The organism is Vibrio sp. ArtGut-C1, from assembly GCF_002105475.1.
Lineage (GTDB): Bacteria > Pseudomonadota > Gammaproteobacteria > Enterobacterales > Vibrionaceae > Vibrio > Vibrio diabolicus.
This window is the reverse complement of sequence record NZ_NCTH01000003.1, coordinates 205,855-229,015: the sequence shown is the minus strand read 5'-3', so window position 1 is coordinate 229,015 and position 23,161 is coordinate 205,855. Positions and strand designations below refer to the sequence as shown.

23 protein-coding genes are annotated in these 23,161 nt (G+C 45.6%); 8 read left to right on the top strand and 15 right to left on the bottom strand.

Going from position 1 to position 23,161, the window contains the following annotated elements:
- Positions 1-13: 13 nt before the first annotated feature.
- Positions 14-877, bottom strand: coding sequence for a 16S rRNA (cytidine(1402)-2'-O)-methyltransferase (rsmI, locus tag B7360_RS04330; protein ID WP_005396454.1), 864 nt, complete (start codon positions 875-877; stop codon positions 14-16).
- Between the two features lie 68 nt (positions 878-945).
- Between rsmI and B7360_RS04325 the strand changes: the two genes are divergently transcribed.
- From B7360_RS04325 to B7360_RS04310, 4 genes are read left to right on the top strand one after another with little or no spacing between them, the layout of a single operon-like run.
- Entirely contained in the window at positions 946-2,757 is a 1,812-nt protein-coding gene (locus B7360_RS04325) for a penicillin-binding protein activator (protein ID WP_048626628.1), read from the top strand.
- Positions 2,744-3,112, top strand: a complete 369-nt coding sequence (locus tag B7360_RS04320; RefSeq protein WP_012842156.1) for a YraN family protein — start codon at positions 2,744-2,746, stop codon at positions 3,110-3,112. The genes B7360_RS04325 and B7360_RS04320 overlap by 14 nt, the downstream gene beginning before the upstream one ends.
- A 3-nt stretch (positions 3,113-3,115) precedes the next feature.
- Positions 3,116-3,706 (top strand): phosphoheptose isomerase, encoded by a 591-nt coding sequence (locus B7360_RS04315; RefSeq protein WP_005372901.1) that lies wholly within the window; start codon positions 3,116-3,118, stop codon positions 3,704-3,706.
- Between the two features lie 21 nt (positions 3,707-3,727).
- Positions 3,728-4,396 (top strand): BON domain-containing protein, encoded by a 669-nt coding sequence (locus B7360_RS04310; protein WP_085342797.1) that lies wholly within the window; start codon positions 3,728-3,730, stop codon positions 4,394-4,396.
- Between the two features lie 71 nt (positions 4,397-4,467).
- On the opposite strand, the gene sspB is transcribed toward B7360_RS04310, so the two are convergent.
- From sspB to zapE, 8 genes are all read right to left on the bottom strand, one after another.
- Positions 4,468-4,953, bottom strand: a complete 486-nt coding sequence (gene sspB, locus B7360_RS04305) for a ClpXP protease specificity-enhancing factor (protein ID WP_031780550.1) — start codon at positions 4,951-4,953, stop codon at positions 4,468-4,470.
- A 17-nt stretch (positions 4,954-4,970) separates the two neighbouring features.
- Positions 4,971-5,606 (bottom strand): stringent starvation protein SspA, encoded by a 636-nt coding sequence (sspA, locus tag B7360_RS04300; RefSeq protein ID WP_005372897.1) that lies wholly within the window; start codon positions 5,604-5,606, stop codon positions 4,971-4,973.
- 96 nt (positions 5,607-5,702) lie between these two features.
- The gene (locus B7360_RS04295) at positions 5,703-6,440 is read right to left on the bottom strand and encodes a cytochrome c1 (RefSeq protein WP_005396460.1); all 738 of its coding nucleotides are present in this window, start codon (positions 6,438-6,440) and stop codon (positions 5,703-5,705) included.
- Complete coding sequence (locus tag B7360_RS04290) at positions 6,437-7,702, bottom strand: cytochrome bc complex cytochrome b subunit (protein ID WP_005372880.1); 1,266 nt, start codon at positions 7,700-7,702, stop codon at positions 6,437-6,439. The genes B7360_RS04295 and B7360_RS04290 overlap by 4 nt, the downstream gene beginning before the upstream one ends.
- The gene (gene petA, locus B7360_RS04285) at positions 7,702-8,292 is read right to left on the bottom strand and encodes a ubiquinol-cytochrome c reductase iron-sulfur subunit (protein WP_005396462.1); all 591 of its coding nucleotides are present in this window, start codon (positions 8,290-8,292) and stop codon (positions 7,702-7,704) included. Before petA ends, B7360_RS04290 begins: the two co-directional genes overlap by 1 nt.
- 609 nt (positions 8,293-8,901) lie before the next feature.
- Positions 8,902-9,294, bottom strand: coding sequence for a 30S ribosomal protein S9 (gene rpsI / locus B7360_RS04280; protein ID WP_005372876.1), 393 nt, complete (start codon positions 9,292-9,294; stop codon positions 8,902-8,904).
- 15 nt (positions 9,295-9,309) lie between these two features.
- On the bottom strand, positions 9,310-9,738 hold the full coding sequence (rplM, locus tag B7360_RS04275; protein ID WP_012842158.1) for a 50S ribosomal protein L13: 429 nt from the start codon (positions 9,736-9,738) through the stop codon (positions 9,310-9,312).
- Positions 9,739-9,988: 250 nt separating this feature from the next.
- Complete coding sequence (gene zapE / locus B7360_RS04265; protein WP_085342796.1) at positions 9,989-11,092, bottom strand: cell division protein ZapE; 1,104 nt, start codon at positions 11,090-11,092, stop codon at positions 9,989-9,991.
- Positions 11,093-11,287: 195 nt separating this feature from the next.
- Between zapE and zapG the strand changes: the two genes are divergently transcribed.
- The 3 genes from zapG (at position 11,288) to degS (ending at position 14,557) form a co-directional block, all read left to right on the top strand.
- The gene (zapG, locus tag B7360_RS04260) at positions 11,288-11,731 is read left to right on the top strand and encodes a Z-ring associated protein ZapG (RefSeq protein WP_005395919.1); all 444 of its coding nucleotides are present in this window, start codon (positions 11,288-11,290) and stop codon (positions 11,729-11,731) included.
- A gap of 203 nt (positions 11,732-11,934) precedes the next feature.
- Positions 11,935-13,302, top strand: coding sequence for a Do family serine endopeptidase (locus tag B7360_RS04255; protein ID WP_005395920.1), 1,368 nt, complete (start codon positions 11,935-11,937; stop codon positions 13,300-13,302).
- Positions 13,303-13,492: 190 nt separating this feature from the next.
- Positions 13,493-14,557 carry an outer membrane-stress sensor serine endopeptidase DegS gene (gene degS, locus B7360_RS04250; protein ID WP_046873999.1) on the top strand — a complete coding sequence of 355 codons (1,065 nt, stop codon included), beginning with the start codon at positions 13,493-13,495 and terminating at the stop codon, positions 14,555-14,557.
- A 37-nt stretch (positions 14,558-14,594) separates the two neighbouring features.
- On the opposite strand, the gene parC is transcribed toward degS, so the two are convergent.
- The 6 genes from parC to nudF all read right to left on the bottom strand — a co-directional run bounded on the left by parC (position 14,595) and on the right by nudF (position 21,607).
- Positions 14,595-16,880 carry a DNA topoisomerase IV subunit A gene (gene parC, locus B7360_RS04245; protein ID WP_085342795.1) on the bottom strand — a complete coding sequence of 762 codons (2,286 nt, stop codon included), beginning with the start codon at positions 16,878-16,880 and terminating at the stop codon, positions 14,595-14,597.
- 3 nt (positions 16,881-16,883) lie between these two features.
- On the bottom strand, positions 16,884-18,764 hold the full coding sequence (gene parE / locus B7360_RS04240) for a DNA topoisomerase IV subunit B (RefSeq protein ID WP_005395924.1): 1,881 nt from the start codon (positions 18,762-18,764) through the stop codon (positions 16,884-16,886).
- Positions 18,765-19,013: 249 nt separating this feature from the next.
- On the bottom strand, positions 19,014-19,598 hold the full coding sequence (yqiA, locus tag B7360_RS04235; RefSeq protein WP_085342794.1) for an esterase YqiA: 585 nt from the start codon (positions 19,596-19,598) through the stop codon (positions 19,014-19,016).
- A 47-nt stretch (positions 19,599-19,645) separates the two neighbouring features.
- Positions 19,646-20,452 carry a 3',5'-cyclic-AMP phosphodiesterase gene (gene cpdA / locus B7360_RS04230; RefSeq protein ID WP_085342793.1) on the bottom strand — a complete coding sequence of 269 codons (807 nt, stop codon included), beginning with the start codon at positions 20,450-20,452 and terminating at the stop codon, positions 19,646-19,648.
- Between the two features lie 61 nt (positions 20,453-20,513).
- Positions 20,514-20,957, bottom strand: a complete 444-nt coding sequence (locus B7360_RS04225; RefSeq protein WP_005395930.1) for a DUF1249 family protein — start codon at positions 20,955-20,957, stop codon at positions 20,514-20,516.
- Positions 20,957-21,607 carry an ADP-ribose diphosphatase gene (gene nudF, locus B7360_RS04220; protein ID WP_074192032.1) on the bottom strand — a complete coding sequence of 217 codons (651 nt, stop codon included), beginning with the start codon at positions 21,605-21,607 and terminating at the stop codon, positions 20,957-20,959. The genes B7360_RS04225 and nudF overlap by 1 nt, the downstream gene beginning before the upstream one ends.
- 229 nt (positions 21,608-21,836) lie before the next feature.
- On the opposite strand from nudF, the gene tolC reads away from it, so the two are divergent.
- Complete coding sequence (gene tolC, locus B7360_RS04215) at positions 21,837-23,159, top strand: outer membrane channel protein TolC (RefSeq protein ID WP_085342792.1); 1,323 nt, start codon at positions 21,837-21,839, stop codon at positions 23,157-23,159.
- Positions 23,160-23,161: the final 2 nt, after the last annotated feature.

The following is a 23,161-nucleotide window of genomic DNA, read 5'->3' as shown; positions in this document are numbered from 1 at the left end:
TCGTTAGCAGTGCTTAGTCTAAGTTTTCTAAGCCCCACTTATACAACGCATTCTTCTTCAAGTTATGAATTTCTGCCACCAAAGCCGCTGCTTTTTTCAAAGGCAGCTCTTTGGTTAAAATCCCTAATGTACGCAAGGCATCATCTGGCAATGAATCGTCCGCGGTTTCGCGGTGACCATGTACCAATAATACCATTTCGCCACGCTGTTGGTTATCGTCACTTTTCACCCACTCAATTAACTCACCTAATGGCATACCTTGAATGGTTTCAAAGGTTTTCGTTAGTTCTCTCGCCAACACGACTTCTCTATCTGGGCCAAGAACGTCTAACATGTCTTGTAGAGAGTCCAAAATACGGTGCGGTGACTCGTAAAAAATACACGTACGCTCTACCGAAGCAATCTCTAGGAATTTATCCTTACGGCCTTTGCTTTTCGGTGGTAAAAAGCCTTCGAAGCTAAAGCGATCGGATGGCAAGCCTGATGCACTTAACGCCGTAATGACCGCGCAAGCACCAGGAAGCGGCACAACTCTAACGCCCGCTTGACGACATTTTGTCACCAAATGGTATCCTGGGTCGCTGATAAGTGGCGTACCAGCGTCAGAAACTAACGCGATAGACTGACCGGAAAGCAGCTTTTCTACCAAAACCTGTGCTTTTTGCTGTTCATTGTGATCATGCAGAGCAAAAGTTTTGGTTTGAATATTGAAGTGAGACAGTAATTTACCCGTATGTCGAGTATCCTCAGCAGCAATGATGTCCACCGTCGACAGAATTTCGATAGCACGTTGGGTGATATCCGCTAAATTTCCGATTGGAGTCGGTACGATATAGAGAGTTGGCCCCTCATTCGGCAACTTATTTTTATCTGTCATTTGTTTACCATCACTTCAACGATTAATATAGAGACAATTTTGTACAAAATTATAGAGAACTCACGGCAATGATTAACCATAAGAGACTCAGTGTACCACGCATACTTACTCCTGTTGCACTAGCAATTACGCTCGCCGCCTGTTCTTCAGGTCCAAGACAGCCTGATGGCGTTGATGTAACACTTGAGCCTACTCAGTCTGTTCAGAACTATATGATCCAAGCTGATAGCACGGAAGGCAGTTTACAAAATGACTGGTTGATCATGGCAACCAAAGCCGCTATTCAAGCGAACCAGTTTGATCAAGCAGAACTGTTGATCAAACGTCTGGCTCGACAACAGTTGACCGAAGTTCAGCAAGCGGAGTGGCAACTGGCGCGTGCGACCATACAGCAAAAGCAAGGTAATTACTCGCAGTTGCTGCAATTGTTAAACTTTAAACCTTGGTGGAAATTGCCAAACGAGCAATGGAAAGACTATTACTTGATGCGTGCCGACGCTTATCAAGGCCTCAACCAAGCGTTTGAAGCAAACCGCCAGCTGGTTGCATTTGGTCAATACGCCTCGTCAGCAGAGCAGAGGGAAATCTCTAGCCGTATTTGGATGAACTTTGGCAGCTACTCAGAATATGAACTCACCTCATTAGAAACAGAGCCGAATGAGGATGTTCTAGACGGCTGGCTTCAGCTGGCTGTTTATGCAAAAACGCTATCGGGCAACCTGTCCCAACTTAAAAATACGCTAGAGCGCTGGTTAAGCGAAAACCCTTCGCACCCTGCTGCTATCTATACACCAGAAGAGATTCAAAACATTCTCTCTCTTGATATCGTGAAGCCAAACAATACTGCTTTATTGCTGCCGCTGACGGGTAAGTTCTCGCCACAAGCGCAATTAATTCGTGATGGTTTTGTGTTTGCGATGATGAATGATCGTAATCGAGATCCTAGTGCAACACTTACGGTGATTGACACCAATGCGTATAACGCTGACCAAATTAAACAACGCTTGATCAATGAAAACATCGATTTTGTTGTTGGCCCTCTAGAAAAAGAGAACGTGGAGTTGTTGCACACAACCATGGATGGCTCAGCAAATGGCCCTACCATTCCAGCCCTTGCGCTAAATATCCCCGAGGATGTGCAACCAGATAGCAATATTTGCTACTTGGCATTATCACCGGAACAAGAAGCCGCACAAGCTGCAAAACACTTGTTCAGCGAAGGCTACAACTTCCCTCTTATTCTTGCACCAAAAGGCAGCTTTGGAGAGCGTGTAACTGAGGCTTTCAACAAAGAATGGCGAAAGTACAGCTCTAACAAAGTCGCAGCAAGTTACTTTGGTGACAAGCGCCAACTTCAAAAAGACATCAATGAAGTATTTGGCCTGCAAGAGAGCAAGCAGCGTATCGCCCAAATGCAATCATTAATGCGAATTAAGCTTGAAACACAGCCACGTAGCCGTCGTGATGTTGATGCGGTTTATATCGTAGCTAGAAGCACTGAGCTGACTTTGATCAAGCCGTTTATCGAAGTAGCGATTAACCCTGATGCGAAAGCACCACAAATCTTCTCTAGTTCGCGTAGCAACAGTGGCGGCGCGACATACGAAGATCTAACAGGCATCATCTACAGCGACATTCCATTGCTGATTGACCCAGATCCTAGCGTGACCGCTGAAATGAACGAGCTTTGGTCAGAGCAATCTAACATGGAAAAACGTTTGAAAGCACTCGGTATGGATGCATATAAATTGATCGGTGAACTTCCACAAATGAAGGTCGTTCCTGGTTACTCAGTCGGTGGCCAAACCGGTATTTTAAGTATCGACAACAACTGTGTTGTACAGCGTGAATTGAGCTGGGCTGAGCGTGGGGCTCTTTAGTAAGCGCCAAATCGGAAATCAATATGAAGCTCTGGCGAAGCACTATTTGCAACGCCAGGGCTTGCGCTTTATTGAACAAAATTTCCTGACCAAGGTCGGTGAGATTGATTTAATCTTCCAACAAGGTGAAACTATTGTGTTTGTTGAAGTCAAATATCGTAAGAACGATCACTTTGGCTCAGCAGCAGAAATGGTAACGCACGCAAAAATGCGCAAGCTAATCAAAACTGCACAAGTTTGGCTTAGCCAACAAAAGCGCTTAAAACACAATATCGATTATCGGTTTGATGTCATCGCTATTCATGACAATGGGCGAGATATCAACTGGATAGAAAACGCAATCTCTGAAGGATAAGCGATGCTAGACAGCATTAAAGACAGCTTTACAGAAAGTATTCAAATTCAAATCGCAGCAGCAGAGGCGCTGCCCGATGCCATTACTCACGCGGCCCAAGCGATGGTCTCAAGCTTGCTCAATGGCAACAAAATTTTATGTTGTGGTAATGGCGGCAGTGCTTCAAACGCTCAACAATTTGTTTCTTGTCTTTTAAACCGTTTTGAAACTGAGCGCCCTAGCCTGCCTGCAATGGCCTTAACAGCCGATAATACAACCCTGACCGCTGTCGCAAACGACTACCACTACCAGGAAATTTTCTCAAAACAGGTACGAGCGTTTGGCCAGCCAGGCGACATTCTGCTTGCCATGTCGACTAGCGGTAACAGCAAAAATATTATCAAAGCGATGGAAGCGGCCGTAACTCGAGACATGACGATTATCGCGCTAACAGGCAAAGATGGCGGTGAGATGGCAGGACTGCTTGGTGAGAACGACGTCGAAATTCGCATTCCATCACACCGCACTGCACGTATTCACGAAGTACATATGGTGACACTCCATTGTCTTTGTGACCTTATTGACCAGGTGCTTTTCCCTGCTCATGAAGAGTAACCAAGACTGAGGGTCAGAATTATGATACGTAGCCTCGTTATCTTATTAACAGCATTGAGTTTAAGTGGTTGCGCTGGCTTGTTTATCGCTGGCGCTGCAACCACAGCAAATATTGTCACGGACACACGCAGTACAAAACAAATTTGGCAGGACAACAACATCGAATTCGAAGTTGCGGCGATCGGTAATAAGGCGCCGTTTAAAGGTGAGGTTCGTGTGGTTGCCAGCTCCTATAACGGTACGGTTGTTCTTATGGGTCAGGCTCCAACGCAAGACCTTATCCATGCTTTAGAGCGAAGAGCTCGAGAAGTTAGTGGTGTGAAAGTCATACACAATCAAATCAAACAAAAAGAGCCACTCACTGTCACTCAAATTAGCAACGACAGTTGGATCACAACCAAAGTAAAATCAGCCTTGCTGACCGACTCTGAACTCAATGGCGTTAAGGTTAAAGTGATCACCGAAGACGGCGACGTTTTTCTGTTTGGTTATATCACACCAGAGCAAGGCGAGCGAGCGACAGAAATCGCGCGTAATATCTCAGGCGTAAAACAAGTCATTAAAGGGTTCCAATATGGCGAAATGGAACCTGTTGAAGTGGACTTACCGAGTGACGGTGTACAAACAATAGAAAGTGAGACAAACGCGGAAAATGAAGCCAACGTCGAAGCATTTACGATCAGTGAGTAATTGCGAAACATCACTTGAAAACACGTCAAGACACTAAAAAGAAAAAAAAGCAGCGTTACGCTGCTTTTTTATTATTTAATCACTCTTAAGCTTGGTTTGCCTTTTGGTCGAGGAGCATCGTCCTCTTCTGCATCCGAATCAGAGGCTAACTCAGAAGGCTCATCGCTAACCGTTGTAAACGATGGGGATGATTCTTCCTCGGTCATCGCTTCTTCTTCGATGTGAGTGTACGCTTCTTCTGGTTCAAACATAGTACCAGCACCATTCTCACGCGCATAAATAGCTTGGACAGCATACACCGGCACAATTACTGAGTGCGGACGGCCGCTAAAGCGAGCATGGAAGGTAATCGCATCATTACCTAACTCAAGATTACCCACCGCACGTGGTGCAATATTCAAAATAATTTGACCATCTTGAATAAACTCAACCGGTACACGTACGCCCGGCATCGTTGCATCCACCACCAAGTGAGGAGTCAAGTCATTGTCTACTAGCCAATCGTAAAATGCACGAAGCATATACGGACGGCGAGCAGTCATTTTTGCAATATCCATAACGTGTTTAAAATCGCTTAGCGAACTAGGCGCATTTCACGTTCAGCTTCAGTTAGGGAAGCAAGGAACGAATCACGTTCAAATACGCGGTTCATGTACACCTTGATTTCTTTTGAACCAGGGCCAACCAGATCGATACCAAGTTGAGGCAAACGCCACAATAATGGAGCTAGGTAACAGTCGATCAAGCTGAATTCTTCGCTCATGAAGTACTCATATTCAGCAAAAATTGGCGCTAATGTCAGAAGATCATTACGCAACTTTGTGCGTGCTTTTTCTGATTCTTCCGCATTACCTTTCATCACTTTTTCAGCGAGTGAATACCAGTTGCGTTCGATACGGTACATCATCAAGCGGCTGTTGCCACGAGCAACAGGGTAAACCGGCATTAGAGGTGGATGAGGGAAACGCTCATCCAAGTACTCCATGATGATTTTTGAATCGTAAAGAGCTAGCTCACGGTCAACAAGAGTTGGCACTGATTTATATGGGTTTAGCTCAACAAGCTCAGCAGGAAGGTTTGCTTCGTCAACAAGCTCAACTTCAACACTTACGCCTTTTTCAGCTAGTACAATGCGAACCTGATGGCTATACAAATCTGATGCACTTGAGAAAAGAGTCATCACAGAACGTTTATTGGCAGCTACAGCCATGGAGCCCTCCAGTACACTTACAAATAAAAACAATGGAGGCTAAGCCTCCATTGTACATCAATTAAAATTGGGAATTAGCAGGGTATTTTAGCACAATTAATGCACATCGCGCCAATACTCTTTCTTGAGCATCACGACAATGATGGTTAGAAGCACTAAGAAGCCCATTACCCACCAACCTAAAGCATGACGCTCAAGCTGCACTGGGTCACCTGAATAAACCAAGAAGTTCACTAGATCGCCAACCGCTTTGTCGTATTCGCCTTCGCTCAGCTCACCCGTACCGTCTGTTTCAGTACCAACAACAACTTGTACTTCTTCGCCATCTACGATTTTCGTATCGTAAATCGGCGTCGGGATACCTTGTAGCTCTTCGAGCACATGTGGCATACCAACACTCGGGAAGACAATGTTGTTCACGCCGAATGGACGAGATGGATCAACATAGAAAGAGCGTAAGTAAGTGTATAACCAATCAGCACCACGAACTCGTGCAACCAACGTAAGATCTGGTGGTGGAGCACCAAACCAATTTGCCGCTTGCTTCGGTGGCATTGCGTTGACCATTAGATCACCGATTTTCGCTTCAGGATTGAAAATCAGGTTTTCTTTCATTAAGTCTGTTGGAATTTCCAAGTCTGTTGCTACACGCTCATAACGCTGATACTGCGTTGAGTGACAAGCAAAACAGTAGTTCATGAACAACTTCGCACCGTTTTGTAGCGAAGCTTTATCCGTTAGGTCAACATTCGCTTTATCAAGCGGAACGTTAGCCCCCGCTGCCATCGCTAGTGATGGCAACATAGCAAATAGAATTACAATCCACTTCTTCATTTGAATGTCACCCTCTCTGGTAATGGTTTGGTTGCTTCATTTTTGCTGTAGAAGAACAGCAACACAAAGAACATGAAGTAACACAAGCTAAAGATCTGAGATAGTAGTGTGTACGTTGGTGTTGCAGGTAACGCACCTAAAATACCCAGAGCGATAAAGGCGATAGTGAACTGTACAATATTCAACAGATGAAGTTTGCTACGGTAACGGTATGAACGAACTTTACAACGATCCAACCAAGGTAGAACAAACAGCACTGCAATTGACGCACCCATTAGGATAACACCTAATAGTTTGTCTGGAACCGCACGTAAGATTGCGTAAAACGGCGTGAAGTACCATACAGGAGCAATGTGCTCTGGTGTCTTCAGTGGGTTGGCCGCTTCAAAGTTAGGCGGTTCAAGGAAGTATCCTCCCATTTCTGGGTTAAAGAACAGCACGTAACAGAAGAAGAACAAGAAACCAGCCACACCAACTAAGTCCTTAACCGTACCGTATGGGTGGAAAGGAATAGAGTCGATAATGTCGTATTTCTTCGTGTAGTAATCGTGGAACTTGAACTGTGTCTTGTAATCATCGCCCATTGAACCTTTTGGTAGCTTAGTTTCAATACCATCAGGGTTGTTTGAGCCGACTTCGTGCAGCGCCAATACGTGCAGAACCACAAGAAGAAGCAGAACGATAGGCAGTGCAATAACGTGTAGTGCGAAGAAACGGTTTAACGTTGCACCAGAGATGATGTAGTCACCACGGATCCAAAGCGTTAGGTCATCACCGATAACAGGAATCGCACCAAACAAAGAAATGATTACCTGCGCACCCCAGTATGACATCTGACCCCATGGCAGTAGGTAACCCATGAATGCTTCAGCCATTAGAACGAGGAAGATCAACATACCGAAGATCCACAGTAGTTCACGAGGTTTTTGGTATGAGCCGTAGATCAAGCCACGGAACATGTGCAAGTACACAACAACGAAAAAAGCAGATGCGCCAGTTGAGTGCATGTAACGTAGAAGCCAACCGTACTCTACATCACGCATGATGTACTCGATAGAAGCAAACGCACCGTCACCAGAAGGAACGTAGTTCATCGTTAGCCAAATACCCGTTAGGATTTGGTTAACCAGAACCAGCATCGCCAGAGAACCGAAAAGGTACCAAAAGTTGAAGTTCTTAGGCATTGGGTATTCAGACAAATGCTTTTTATAAGCATTCATTGCAGGAATACGCTTTTCAACCCAGTCTAACATTGCTTGCATTATGCATCCCCCTCATCAACACCCACAATGAGCTTGGTGTCGCTCAAATACATGTGCTTAGGAACGACAAGGTTCAATGGAGCAGGTACCCCTTGGAACACTCGACCAGCCATATCGAACTTAGAACCATGACAAGGACAGAAGAAGCCAGATCTTACGCCCTGGACCTGCTCTGAGAAAGAGTCTGGTAGATAGGTTGGTGAACAACCTAGGTGAGTACAGAAACCAACAGCGACAAAAAACTCTTCCTTAATCGAACGAAACTCATTCTGAGCGTACTCAGGCTGCTGTTCCATTTCAGATTGCGGATCACGAAGCTTATCGCCGATCGTTTTTAAGTTATCTAGAACGCTTTGAGTGCGGCGAACAATCCATACAGGTTTCCCCTGCCACTCGACACGAACCAGCTGACCTGGTTCAATTTTACTTATATCCACTTCCACCGGTGCACCTGCCGCTTTGGCTTTAGCACTCGGATTCCATGATTTGATAAAAGGCACGGCGACGGCGACAGCCCCTAACCCACCAACAACTGCCGTTGTAGCGGTTAGAAAACGCCTGCGACCGTTATTTAAAGGCGCGTTGCTCATCCAAACATTCTCCCATTTGCTCCCTTTGGATCGTTATTATTCCGCTTATAAGAGCATGGCTAACAAATAATGAATTTAGTTCTATTTATTGGAGGGAAATGATAAAGAAAACCCTACTTTTTGACAAGATAAAGCTACCTTTTTGTAACATTTGTGAGGTAAATCGCTCGCGTCGTCACAAAAGCGGCAGAATTATAAAAAATTGATGTGATTTGTAACAAGAAAGCACAACATGGAAGTTCTGCTGAAAGCTATTCAAACCTTTTATCTTGGTAGTTTTCAGTTAATTACACAGCAAAATATTTCTTAGTGCGCATTCAACTTACGTTGTTTGTATTTTCACTTTTGTAGCACGCCGCATACGCAAAAAAGACGAGTAGGCATTTTAAAACATGTTGCAGGGATATTAAGACGTAAAGGCACCCACAGCAGATAAATAAGCTTATAACGTATGGTAAGGAAGAAGCCTTACTCTGAACCTAGTTATAAGTGAATACAAATGGATATTGATAGGCTGGTATAAAAACAAAAAAGCCCGGCATAGAGCCGAGCTTTTGGTACACAGTTTCCAGAGTAACTCTGAAAAGCAGAATTTCCAATAAGAGGAAATTAACGCTTAGAGAACTGTGGACGACGACGTGCTTTACGTAGACCAACTTTCTTACGTTCAACGCAACGAGCGTCACGAGTAACGTAGCCAGCTGCGCGTAGAGCAGGACGTAGAGACTCATCGTATTCCATAAGCGCGCGAGTGATACCGTGACGGATAGCACCAGCTTGACCAGAAATACCGCCACCTTTAACTGTTACGTAAAGGTCTAGCTTTTCAGTTAGTTCAACAAGTTCTAGAGGTTGTTGTACAACCATGCGAGCTGTTGGACGACCGAAGTATTCGTCAAGGTTACGCTTGTTTACTACAATGTTGCCGCTGCCTGGTTTAATAAAAACACGTGCAGCTGAGCTTTTGCGACGGCCAGTGCCGTAGTATTGATTCTCTGCCATTTTCGAAATCCCCAATTAGATGTCTAGTACTTGTGGTTGTTGAGCAACATGGTTGTGCTCAGCGCCTGCGTAAACTTTAAGCTTACGGTACATAGCACGGCCTAGAGGACCACGTGGAAGCATGCCTTTAACTGCAAGCTCAAGAACCATCTCAGGTTTACGATCGATCAACTTTTCAAAAGTGATAGATTTTAGGCCACCTGGGAACTCAGAGTGACGGTAGTACACTTTGTTCTTAGCTTTGTTACCAGTTACAGCAACTTTCTCAGCGTTGATAACGATGATGTAGTCACCAGCGTCAACGTGAGGAGTGTATTCAGCTTTATGTTTGCCACGTAGGCGAGATGCAATTTCACTTGCTAGACGACCAAGAGTTTTACCTTCAGCGTCTACAACGTACCAGTCGCGTTTTACAGTTTCTGGTTTAGCAACGAAAGTTTTCATGCTAATAATAACCCGTTAATTAAAATTTAAACTTTAAGGAACACCGTTCTGGTGCTCCCACACTGTCTAAGAGCCCAGTCATCACCCCTTCGAGTCGTTGGTACTCTCGACCTTCAATTTCGAAATAACTTCGATAATCAGGTCTGCAGTAACGGTGGGTCGCAGGATTATAGAGAAGAGCGAAGAAAAAATCACCTTTTTTTGCGCCAAATCACTAATTTTTTCTTCACTTTTTAAGAACCCACTAGATTTAGGCCAAATGCTCACGCGCGAGGTACTCATGACTTTGCATCTCAGTGAGCCGAGACAAACAGCGCTTAAATTCAAACTCGAGCTGCCCCTCAGTATATAAGTCTTCCATTGGCACTTCAGCAGAAATAATCAACTTCACATTGCGCTCGTAAAACTCATCGACCAGTGCGATAAAACGCCTCGCAGCGTCATCTATTTTTCGGTTCATCTGTTGAACGTCCGCCAATAATACCGTGTGATAAATTCGGGACAGCTCAATGTAGTCATTTTGACTGCGAGCGGTTTGGCATAACTGAGCAAACGACGCATGCAGAACCCCATCACTCGCTTCAATTACCTCAAGCTGACGGTGATTAACTTCGATTTGATGAGCGACGATCTGACGTTCGCCCGTCAGCTGCTGATAATACTTGTTGAGATTAATGTTGGCCTGTTCATCAAGTGGATAATGGTATATTTCGGCCTGTTCAAGCGTTCTTAAGCGATAATCAACGCCACTATCAACATTCAACACGTCACAGCGTGCCAAAATCATATCAATTGCAGGCAAAAAGCGCGCTCTTTGTAAGCCATTACGATATAAGTTCTGCGGTTCGATGTTTGAAGTCGCGACTAGGATCACCTGCCGCTTGAACATCTCTTGGAGTAACGTTGCAAGGATCATCGCATCCGTAATGTCAGAGACAAAAAATTCATCAAAGCAAACCACATCCGCTTCTTCTTTGAATTTATCCGCTACTTTTGCTAGCGGATTTTCGACATCACCTAACAGCTTCAACTCATCATGTACTCGATACATGAAGCGGTGAAAGTGTACGCGCATTTTTCTTTGGGTTGGTAAAGCATCAAAAAACGCATCCATGAGGTACGTTTTACCGCGTCCGACTCCTCCCCAAAAGTAAAGACCTTTTGGGGGTTCAGGCATGTCGATTTTTTTCCCCATAAGCTTTTGCCATTTGGAAAGCTGGGGCACAGGAGCTGACTGAAATTCAACGATAGCATGGTAAAGCTTATCTAATGCAACGACCGCTTGATACTGAGCTTCATCACGCTGAAACCCGTGTTCTGCTATGTCTTTTTGATATTGTTGTAGTGGTGTCATCGTATTAAGTCGTATAGAGGTACTGGGAAAAGGGTTACCTCGGGGTCAACTTTGAGAATAGAGAGAAGTAGTTATCAGTCCCCGAAGACATACTGCTATTTTTCTTTATCGGCTGTTCAAGCCATAGTAACATGGACTAGCACCGCGTGTAACTAAGTAGTAAAAGACTTGTTAAAACAACTATAAGGAGCAGTTATGCCTTGGATTTATGCCATTGTGGGTTTGCTGGTCGGTACAATCGTAGGCGTAGTCATTAGTAGACTAACCACCCCTGAATACAAGAAACAAAAGTCTGTGCAGAAAGAACTTGAAGCGGCCAAGTTTGAACTAGAGCAACAACGTCAAGAGCTCGTCGATCATTTTGCACAAACCGCAGAAATGTTGGATACACTAGGTAAAGATTACACCAAGCTGTACCAACATATGGCTAAGACCTCTTCTGAGCTTTTGCCAAACTTGCCAGAGCAAGACAACCCGTTTGATAAGAAAACGGCAATGTCTTCTGAAGCTATTGCAGAAGATCAACCAGAGTTTAACGAACAGCCAAAAGACTACGCCAATGGCGCAACGGGTCTTTTAAAGGATCAAGAGAAAGAAATCATTAATGCTCCCGAAGCGGTAACCGCAAAAGCATCATAATCTTCTCTTACCTCTACCTACTAGGGCCGATACATTTGTATCGGCCCTTTTTTGAACTTTTTCTCATTACCTTTGCTCTAACTTGGATGTGAACTGCCTCCCCCTTTGATTATCCGAACTAGGCCCTATATTAGTTATTAACAAAGTGAACTAACCGTTCGGATATTTCTTTTTGGCAGACATGTTTCAAGAGGAGTTATTGGATGAAAAAACCACTGCTTGCGCTCACCGTTCTATCTCTGAGTTTGGGCTCTATTATTGCGCCAGTTCAAGCCACCGCCGCATTACCTTTAAATGTGGATGGCCAACAGTTACCTAGCTTGGCGCCCATGCTTGAGAAAGTAACCCCTGCTGTTGTGAGTATTGCTGTAGAAGGCAAACAAGTACAAACCAGCCGTATTCCCGAACAATTTCAATTCTTCTTTGGACCGGACTTTCCGATGGAGCAAAGGCGCGAGCGCCCGTTCAGAGGTTTAGGTTCTGGTGTCATTATTGATGCGAAAAAAGGGCATATCGTCACCAACTACCACGTAATCAAGGGCGCGGATGAGATTCGAGTTCGCCTCTATGATGGTCGCGAGTATGACGCTACGCTCGTTGGCGGCGATGAGATGGCCGATGTTGCGTTGCTTAAATTAGAAAAAGCGAAAAACTTAACGCAAATTAAAGTCGCAGATTCCGACAAACTTCGCGTAGGTGACTTTACGGTTGCGATTGGTAACCCATTCGGACTCGGTCAAACCGTGACGTCGGGCATCGTCTCAGCGTTAGGCCGTAGTGGCTTGAACGTTGAAAACTTCGAAAACTTCATCCAAACCGATGCCGCAATTAACAGCGGTAACTCTGGTGGTGCATTGGTCAACCTTAATGGTGAGCTGATCGGTATTAATACTGCGATTTTAGGCCCTAACGGCGGTAACGTGGGGATTGGCTTTGCGATTCCGTCCAACATGATGAAAAACCTCACCGAGCAAATTCTAGAGTTTGGTGAAGTCAAACGCGGCATGTTGGGTGTACAGGGCGGTGAAGTAACCTCTGAGCTGGCTGATGCATTGGGTTACGAGTCAAGTAAAGGGGCCTTTATTGGCCAAGTCGTACCAGACAGCGCAGCCGATAAAGCTGGATTGAAAGCCGGTGATGTAATTGTATCGGTAAACGGTAAAGCGATTAATACTTTCTCAGAGCTCCGCGCAAAAGTGGCAACGCTGGGCGCAGGAAAAGAAATCACGTTAGGTGTAGTTCGAGATGGTAAGAATAAAACCTTTGATGTAACGCTTGGCGAATCTACAAATATGAAAGCCAAAGCCGAAACATTACACGAAGGGCTCAAGGGTGCGGAATTAAGCAATACGACACCAAGTGATGCAATTCAAGGCGTTAAAGTATCGAGCGTTGCAGATAACTCTCCGGCCGCTCAATATCAATTACAACAAGGAGACATCATTATCGGTGTGAACCGCCAGCGCGTGAAAAACCTTGCTGAGCTTCGTGCAATCGTGGATAAACACAAAGGCGTATTGGCTCTGAATATTCAGCGTGGCGAACGTACTATTTATCTTGTTATTCGTTAGTCACTTTCAAAGTGATAGGAAATAAGGTTTTCGATGCATAGCACCGAGTAATAAGCCTCGAATACTTTTCCTTATCGCTCAATAGCTAATGAAAAGGGCAGCACGATTCCGTGCTGCCCTTTTGTTATTTTTCAATGTAATGCTATTCTTCATCTTCTATGCCATTTTGGCGCTCATGCATGGAGAGGATATGCTCAGCTTTTTATTACGTTCTGTCTTTTTAGGCTTGGCTACTGCCGCAGTGGTATTACTGGCGGTGCCATCTTTGCGCCACAACGTAATTCCTGCCGCGCTAGATCCGCAACCTGTTAATATCGCGTCCGTTGAGTTGACATTTAATCAGGCGGTGCGAAGAGCAGCACCTGCCGTAGTAAACATCTACAGCCGTAAATATGTTGAAAATGATCGCAGTAAACTCTCGACTCAAGGTCTGGGTTCAGGTGTTATTGTCAGTGAGAAAGGCTACATCATTACCAACTACCATGTGGTTGCTCAAGCAGACCAAATTGTTGTCGCATTACAAGACGGTAGAGCCGCGGCAGCTCAGCTAGTTGGCACGGATAAACGCACAGACATTGCCGTACTTCGTGTCGAAGGTTCGAATTTACCTGTTATTCCTCTTAACTCTAATTACAAACCACAAGTTGGTGATGTGGTCCTAGCCATCGGTAACCCATACAACCTTGGGCAAACCACAACGTTCGGTATTATTTCAGCAACAGGACGCTCATCTATTAGCGACGGTCGCCAAGCATTTATTCAAACCGATGCCGCCATCAATGAGGGGAACTCTGGTGGCGCCCTAGTGAATACTCAAGGTGAGCTCGTCGGCATCAATACCGCCTCTTTCCAGCAAGCGACCGATTTAGAAACTTACGGTATTTCCTTTGCGATCCCTGCGCCACTAGCCAGCAAGATCATGCAGAAAATCATCGCTGATGGTCGCGTGATTCGTGGCTATATTGGTATCGACGGCCAAGATATTAATGCGGTCACTGCTCGCCTACTTGGAAATGAACACATAGGTGGTATTGTCGTGCTTGGTATTGATCCAAATGGCCCAGCCAATGCGGCAGGCTTCCAAAAGCAGGACATCATTATCAGTATTGATGGCAATAAAGTGCAAGGGCGTCAGAGCGTTATGGATATCGTCACCGATTTACGTCCTGGCACCACCGTGGACGTCGGCATCATTCGCAAAGGAAAAGAGATGAGCTTGAAAGTCACGATTGCTGAAGACAAGCAAGAAGCATAAAAAATCCCAGCCATTGGCTGGGATTTTTATTTGTGCGTTACTCGCTATCGCTCGGTGTTTCCGTCGTATCGGAATCATCCAGCTCAACTTCAATGCGAGTGACTCGCTGCAAACCTCTTGGTAGTAACCCGCCTCGGCGACCACGTTCGCCACGGAAGTTATCAAGGTCAGACGGTTTAAGACCCAACTTTCGCTTACCCGCGTACAGCGTTAACGATGCACCTTTTGGTAAAGACATTAAGTGAGATAGTACTTCTTCTCGCTCTTTTGCTTTAGCAGCAGGAATGTTGATGATCTTATTCCCTTTACCTTTCGCTAGTTGTGGCAGGTCTTTGATTGGGAACAGCAGCATGCGACCTTGGTTAGTGATTGCTAAGATTTCATCAGAATCTAAATCTTCAATCGCTTTTGGCGTCATGACCTCAGAGTTAGCCGGTAAAGTGACCAGCGCTTTACCACTGCGGTTTTTAGACAGCAAGTCAGCGCCTTTACATACAAAGCCGTAACCTGCATCAGAGCCCACCAGCCACAGCTGATCTTCTTCACTCATGATCACTTGGCGAATACTGCTACCAGCCGTAATATTCAAACGACCGGTAATCGGCTCACCTTGACTACGAGCAGAAGGCAGCGAGTGCGATTCCAGAGAGTAACTTCGACCGTCACTACCTAGGAATACCGCAGGCTGATTACTCTTACCTCGCGCATGCGCTAAGTATTTATCACCCGACTTATAGTTCAAGCCTTCTGCATCCACGTCATGGCCTTTCGCGTGACGAATCCAACCTTTTTCAGAAAGCACAACCGTGATTGGTTCACTTGGAACAAGATCACGTTCAGTGAGCGCTTTTGCCTCTGCACGCTCAACCAATGGAGATCGACGGTCATCACCGTATTTCTCAGCATCCGCTTTGATTTCTTTTTTCAGTAGTGTGTTTAGACGGCGCTCAGAACCGAGTAGCTGTTCTAGCTTCTCGCGCTCTTTCTCTAGCTCGTCTTGCTCACCACGAATCTTCATCTCTTCTAGCTTGGCTAGATGACGAAGTTTGGTATCTAGAATCGCATCCGCTTGGATATCGGTAATACCGAAGCGTGCCATCAATACCGCTTTAGGATCATCTTCGGTACGGATGATCTCAATCACTTCATCTAGGTTTAGGTAAGCAACCAACAAACCTTCCAAAATGTGTAAGCGAGCCATGACTTTGTCTAGGCGGTGTTGTAGACGGCGACGTACGGTCGTGCGACGGAACTCAATCCACTCTGACAGAATTTGCACCAGACCTTTAACTTGAGGACGATTATCCAAACCAATCATGTTCAAGTTAACGCGGTAGCTGCGCTCAAGATCCGTTGATGCGAACAAGTGGTTCATCAACAAATCACAATCGATGCGGTTTGACTTAGGTACCACAACGATACGCGTTGGGTTCTCGTGATCCGACTCGTCACGAAGATCGTCAACCATTGGTAGCTTCTTCGCACGCATCTGGTTGGCGATTTGCTCAAGCAGTTTTGCACCCGATACTTGGTGTGGCAGAGAGGTGATAACGATATCAGAACCTTCTTTGTGCCACACCGCGCGCATCTTGATGCTGCCGCGACCGTTGCGGTAAATCTTCTCAATATCCGCTTGCGGCGAGATGATTTCTGCTTCTGTTGGGTAATCCGGACCTTTAACATACTGCATCACGTCCGGCAGTTCTGCTTTCGGGTTGTCGATCAAATGAATAGTCGCATCTGCGATTTCACGAACGTTATGCGGAGGGATATCTGTTGCCATACCAACCGCAATACCGGTTACACCGTTAAGCAGGATATGAGGCAGACGTGCTGGCAACATTTGTGGCTCTTTCATTGTGCCATCAAAGTTAGGTTGCCATTCAACCGTGCCCTGGCCCAGTTCGCCCAGCAACACTTCAGCAAACTTAGACAGTTTTGCTTCGGTATAACGCATTGCCGCGAATGATTTCGGGTCATCTGGCGCACCCCAGTTACCTTGACCATCCACTAATGGATAGCGGTAAGAGAATGGCTGAGCCATCAATACCATCGCTTCGTAACACGCTGAATCACCGTGCGGATGGTATTTACCTAGCACGTCACCAACGGTACGTGCAGATTTTTTGTATTTTGCTGATGCAGAGAGACCAAGCTCTGACATCGCATAAATGATGCGTCGTTGAACCGGCTTTAAGCCATCACCAATGTATGGCAAGGCGCGGTCCATGATTACGTACATCGAGTAGTTCAGATAAGCGTCTTCAGTGAACTTGCGCATTGGCAACTGTTCGACGCCATCGTAGGTAATTTCTGTAGACATCCGTTACACCTCTGCCAAGTCGCCGTTGTTTTGTAGCCAAGAACGACGGTCATCTGCACGCTTTTTGCCCAGCAGCATGTCCATCATTTCCATGGTCGCCGTAGAGTCGTCAATGGTTAACTGCACTAAGCGACGCGTGTTCGGATCCATGGTGGTTTCACGCAACTGAAGTGGGTTCATCTCACCCAGACCTTTGAATCGTTGCACGTTGATTTTGGCTTTCTTCTTCGACAAGCGCTCTAAAATGCCATCTTTTTCATCGTCATCGAGGGCGTAGAACACTTCTTTCCCGCAGTCGATTCGATACAGAGGCGGCATCGCCACATAGATATGACCCGCTTCAACCAGTGCACGGAAGTGACGAGTGAACAGTGCACAAAGCAGCGTTGCGATGTGAAGACCATCCGAATCCGCATCGGCAAGGATACAGATCTTACCGTAACGAAGACCATCAAGATTATCGCTGTCAGGATCAATCCCCAAAGCCACTGAAATATCGTGTACTTCTTGAGATGCTAATACTTGGTCAGCAGAGACTTCCCACGTGTTCAAGATCTTACCACGCAGTGGCATCACGGCTTGGAACTCACGGTCACGAGCCTGTTTTGCCGAGCCACCCGCAGAGTCACCCTCCACAAAGAAGATTTCAGTGCGACTTAAATCCTGTGCTGAACAGTCGGTCAACTTACCTGGCAGTGCCGGGCCGGACGCCACTTTCTTACGTACGACTTTTTTCGCTGCACGCATACGACGGTGCGCGTTAGCGATACAGACTTCTGCCAATTGCTCCGCTAGCTGAGGCTTTTCGTTCAACCAAAGACTGAACGCATCTTTGACTACGCCAGAGACAAATGCCGCGGTTTGACGAGAAGACAGACGTTCTTTGGTCTGGCCTGCAAATTGCGGATCTTGAATTTTAACCGACAACACGTAAGAACAGCGGTCGAAAACGTCATCACCCGTTAGCTTCACGCCACGAGGTAATAGATTACGGAACTCACAGAATTCGCGCATCGCTTCTAACAAGCCTTGGCGTAGACCATTAACGTGCGTACCACCTTGAGCGGTTGGGATCAGGTTAACGTAACTTTCGGTGATCATCTCACCACCTTCTGGCTGCCAAATTACCGCCCAGTTTGCCGCTTCGGTATCCGCCAAGAACTCACCAGTAAATGGTTCTTCAGGAATAACTGGGTAGCCTTTTACGCCTTCCGCAAGATAGTCTTTAAGACCATCTTCGTAGTACCACTTATAGTCTTTACCATTAACTTTGTCGGTTAATGTAATTTCTAAACCCGGACACAAAACCGCTTTTGCGCGCAGATTATTGACTAAGCGCGTAACAGAGAAGTTAGCCGAATCGAAGTATTTCGCATCAGGCCAGAAATGCACGCTGGTACCGCGATTGCGACGACCACATGTGCCGGTTACGGTCAGGTCAGAGACTTTATCACCGTGCTCAAATGCAATTTCATACACTTGGCCATCACGACGAACGGTTACTTCAACGCGTTTTGACAACGCGTTTACTACCGAAATACCTACCCCGTGCAAACCACCAGAGAATTGGTAGTTTTTGTTAGAGAACTTACCACCTGCGTGCAGCTTGCATAGGATTAACTCTACGCCCGACACTTTCTCTTCTGGGTGGATATCAACAGGCATGCCTCGACCATCATCGATCACTTCTAGTGATTGGTCGGCATGTAGGATGACTTGTACTTTTGAGGCATGTCCGGCTAGCGCTTCATCGACACTGTTATCGATAACTTCTTGGCCCAAATGGTTTGGGCGCGCTGTATCCGTATACATCCCTGGTCGGCGACGTACTGGCTCTAAGCCATTCAGTACTTCAATGGCACCAGCATTATATTGTTCAGTCATAATACGGAATTATTCTCAAAGTTTACTTGTTGCCTGAATATCACCAATGGGTGAACCCATACTCAGGAAACGAAAAAGCCACCCTGTTCACATCACTAAGTGCTTGTAAACATGATGCATAACAAAGTAGCCAGGGTCCTCGACCCTTAAGATCTTTTGGCAAAACATAGTCGGAAAGCATACCGCCCATGTCAAGAAACGGTTGGATATATCAATAAAAACTATGAGCCTTTTCCAATCGCTTTCGAATTACAGTTCTAGAAATTCGATAATCTGTGCAGGATAACGCTCAAAGCCTACAAAACTGTGATCACCGCCTTGTTCTACTGTTTGCTTAGCGTCTGCAAACTTATCTACCGCTTGTCGATAGTCTAAAACCTCATCTTCTGTCTGCTGTAATAACCAGAAAGAATGTGGCGACGCGATGCTTTGTACATCAAGAGCTTTTAACTCGTCAATATGACAAGCTTCAAGTGTATAGGTTTCGTGCGTATAAGGGTTAGTTTGCTCACCCAAATAATCTACTAACAACTCATAGGGCTTAACCGCGGGGTTGACCACAACCGCTTTAAAACCAAACTTGTCATTTAGCCACGCTGACATAAAGCCACCTAATGAGCTGCCCACCAGACCAATGTTATAATCGTCTTTATATTGCTCGATGATATCCAACAACATTTTCGCCGCTTGTTGAGGATAACAAGGTAACTGGGGAACAATCACTTTGATATCAGGACGATGCTGCTCGCAGTATGCTCTCATCACATTGGCTTTCATTGAGAGTGGAGAACTGTTAAAGCCATGGATATACAGAAGAAGTGAAGGTTTACTCATAGATATCTCGCACAAAAAAGCGAGCCCGAACATAGAGCTCGGGCGCGTTAGTATCCGTTAGAAGAGAAGTCTGGTTGGAACTGGCCATCAGGAAGTCGGCCCACTTGAGTCGTAATATCACCACAAGCGTGCAGCTGCAGTTCACGCCAACCAGGCGAAGTCGTATCGAGGGCAAAATCATCCGAGTTAGGCTTAAACTGAACACACGTCGAGGGTGTTGCCATCACTCGAATACCATTATGAAGCACATTCATGTCTTGATGAACATGTCCACATAGAATGCCTTTCACGTTATCAAAACGATCGACAACCTGCCAGAACGCTTCGGCATCTTTTAAGGTATGTTGATCAAGCCACGCGCTTCCCACCAATAATGGATGGTGATGCAGCAACACAAGTGTGTGCCTTTCGGGGTGTTCTGCTAACTTTTCTTCGAGTAACGCTAACTGCTGGTCACTCAAGCGTCCGTGGGGAACGCCAACAACTTGCGAGTCTAAAAGAACCAACTGCCAATGCGCGCCAAGCAATACATGCTCTGCCGCTTTGATTTGTTGCGAAGGTAATACACTGCCCATATTGGGCTTGTAGTCATGATTACCAGGCAGCCAAAAGCAGTCTTTCTCTAGCAGTTCAATGCCTTCGGCAAAGCGCTGGTAAGATTCTGCACTATGGTCTTGGGAAATATCCCCTGTCGCCAAGATGTAATCAAACGTCACGTTGCGGCGTAAAACATCAGCAACAACAGCGTTAAAGCTATCGGCCGTTTTTACGCTCAGCAAACTTCCCTCATCGGCAGCAAACAGATGAGTATCCGTAATTTGTAAAAGTTTGATGCTGTCACTAGATGATTGCAAAATGAAAACCTGATTCGTCCACTATATCGTTATTTGTTATTTTCCTTTAGTGACGTGACGATCAATTGAAGGCAAGTGGTGTTCTACTGATACCACTTCGTAAACAAAACGTCAGCCATTCACCGAGGAATGTGTTTAGTTGATGCTTTTCATCTTTCTGCATCAGTTGGTCGTTGGGATAATCATACTTAGCTTTTATGCGAGAGAACTCTCCGCTTGAGCATACTTCGGCTACTCTCGCATCGTGATAAAGCCTGACAGACATCGTCGGTAAAGGAAACACTGGCGTTTCATCACTCTGACATATCTCAACAACTGTGGTGTATTTTGTGATTTCATTCACGGTCAGTTGGTAAACCATGTTCGCCGCTTGATAGCAGCGTACATCCCCAACTTCGGCAGAAGCAGGCAATAAGGCGTTCAATTTAGCGTAGTTGGTCTCATAGGTTCTCATTAGACCCGCTAAATCAACATGATACCTCTGTTTTTCAGCCACTTGTGCCATTACTTACTCTCCACCATTTGGGGTTGCCCCCACTGTGACTTCAACTCTCGATGGTTTAATTGCAACCATTGCAACGCAATAATCGACGCACCATTTTCAAATTTTCCGTCTTTCACCCATTGATATGCTTGCTCACGACTCAAAACATGTACGCGAATATCTTCATTCTCATAGTCTAAACCATGAATGCCGTGCGCTTTAGATGCGTCCACTTCACCAACAAATACGTCCAACTTTTCCGAGCAACCGCCAGCAGAAGGATAATAAGAGGTGACTGGCGCAACACGCCCCACTTGTATCCCCGCCTCTTCGACAGCTTCTCGGCGAATGACGGCTTCAGCTGATTCATCACGGTCAATCATACCCGCGACAATCTCTAGCTGCCATGGGTGTTGATGCTCTAAGGCTCCTACTCGAATCTGTTCAATGATAACCACTTGATCCGTATTTGGATCATAAGGAAGCATCGCTGCAGCATGACCACGCTCGAACATTTCTCGTTCGACAACCTCGCTCCAACCTCCAGCAAATAGCTTATGCTGAAAGCGATATTTCACCATTTTGAAAAAGCCTTCAAATAAGGTTTCTTTCGAGATGACTTTTACATCTTGCGAAGTAAAATCCTTTTGTTGTTTGTCACACTGTTGCATTCGACACCTCTCTGAGTGAATCTTGTAGTTTACTCATTGTTATTCGCTTGCTCAAAGGACTTGGCTCAACTTTTTGTACAATAGTTACAAATTAATTTAAGTCTTTGGTGAAAATTTATTGCACGACTGGATAATTACGTGTAAAAAAGTGCAAACTTTAGAGTAAATATCGTGCAAATTGAGTTAAACTACTGAGAATTAACCAATCTATTGACCGCGGGAATAGAAAATGAAAAAATTGCTTCCACTATTTATCAGTGCAGCGCTAGGTAGCATGAGTACGTCTGCGTTCGCAGACTCTTTGGCTGAAATCTACGACTTAGCAAAACAAAATGATCCACAATTGCTCAGTGTAGCAGCACAACGTGACCAAGCTTTCGAAGCAATCACCTCAAGCCGTAGTGCTCTATTACCACAAATTAACCTAACAGCAGGTTACAACTTAACTCGTGGCGATACTGAATACGACTCACTCGATGATGTATCAAACGATGCCAACGCTCTAACCGCTGGTGTTAGCTTTTCACAAGCACTTTACAACCGCGCATCTTGGATCTCGCTAGATACCGCTGAGAAAAGTGCTCGCCAAGCAGACGCAACTTACGCTGCGACTCAACAAGCACTAATTCTTCGTGTTTCACAAGCGTATTTTGAAGTTCTACGCGCACAAGACAACCTTGTTTTCGTCCGTGCAGAAAAAGCCGCAGTGGGTCGTCAACTAGAGCAAACAAAACAGCGTTTTGAAGTAGGTTTATCTGCGATCACTGACGTACACGACGCGCAAGCTCAGTACGACCAAGTACTGGCGGATGAAGTGTTAGCAGAAAACGCACTGACTAACAGCTACGAGTCATTACGTGAAATCACCGGTCAAGAGCACAAAGATCTCAACATCTTGGACACTCGCCGCTTCACTGCTAGTCCATCGACCGTGCCTGCTGAGTCGCTAATTGACGAAGCAAAAACCAAAAACCTGACCTTGCTATCTTCACGTATTCTTCAAGATATCGCACGTGACAATATTTCACTAGCAAGTTCTGGTCATCTACCAACGCTGTCTCTAGACGGTGGTTACAACTACGGTGATACGTCTCATAGCTCTCGTGACAACACCACAGACAACTTCAATATCGGTGTGAACCTTGCGGTGCCGCTATACACGGGTGGTAACGTCACCTCTCAAACCAAACAGGCTGAATACGCGTACGTGGCAGCAAGTGAAGATCTTGAAGCACAATACCGCAGCGTAGTAAAAGATGTTCGCGCACAAAACAACAACATTAACGCCTCTATCGGCGCACTACGTGCTTATGAGCAAGCCGTTATTTCTGCGCGCTCTGCACTAGAAGCAACAGAAGCAGGTTTTGATGTGGGTACTCGTACTATCGTTGACGTGCTAGACGCAACTCGTCGTCTATACGATGCGAATAAAAACCTATCGAACGCTCGTTACGACTACATCTTAAGTGTTCTTCAGCTACGCCAAGCCGTTGGTACGCTAAGCGAACAAGACATCTTAGACGTTGATGCAGGTTTGAAAGCAGCAAAATAACT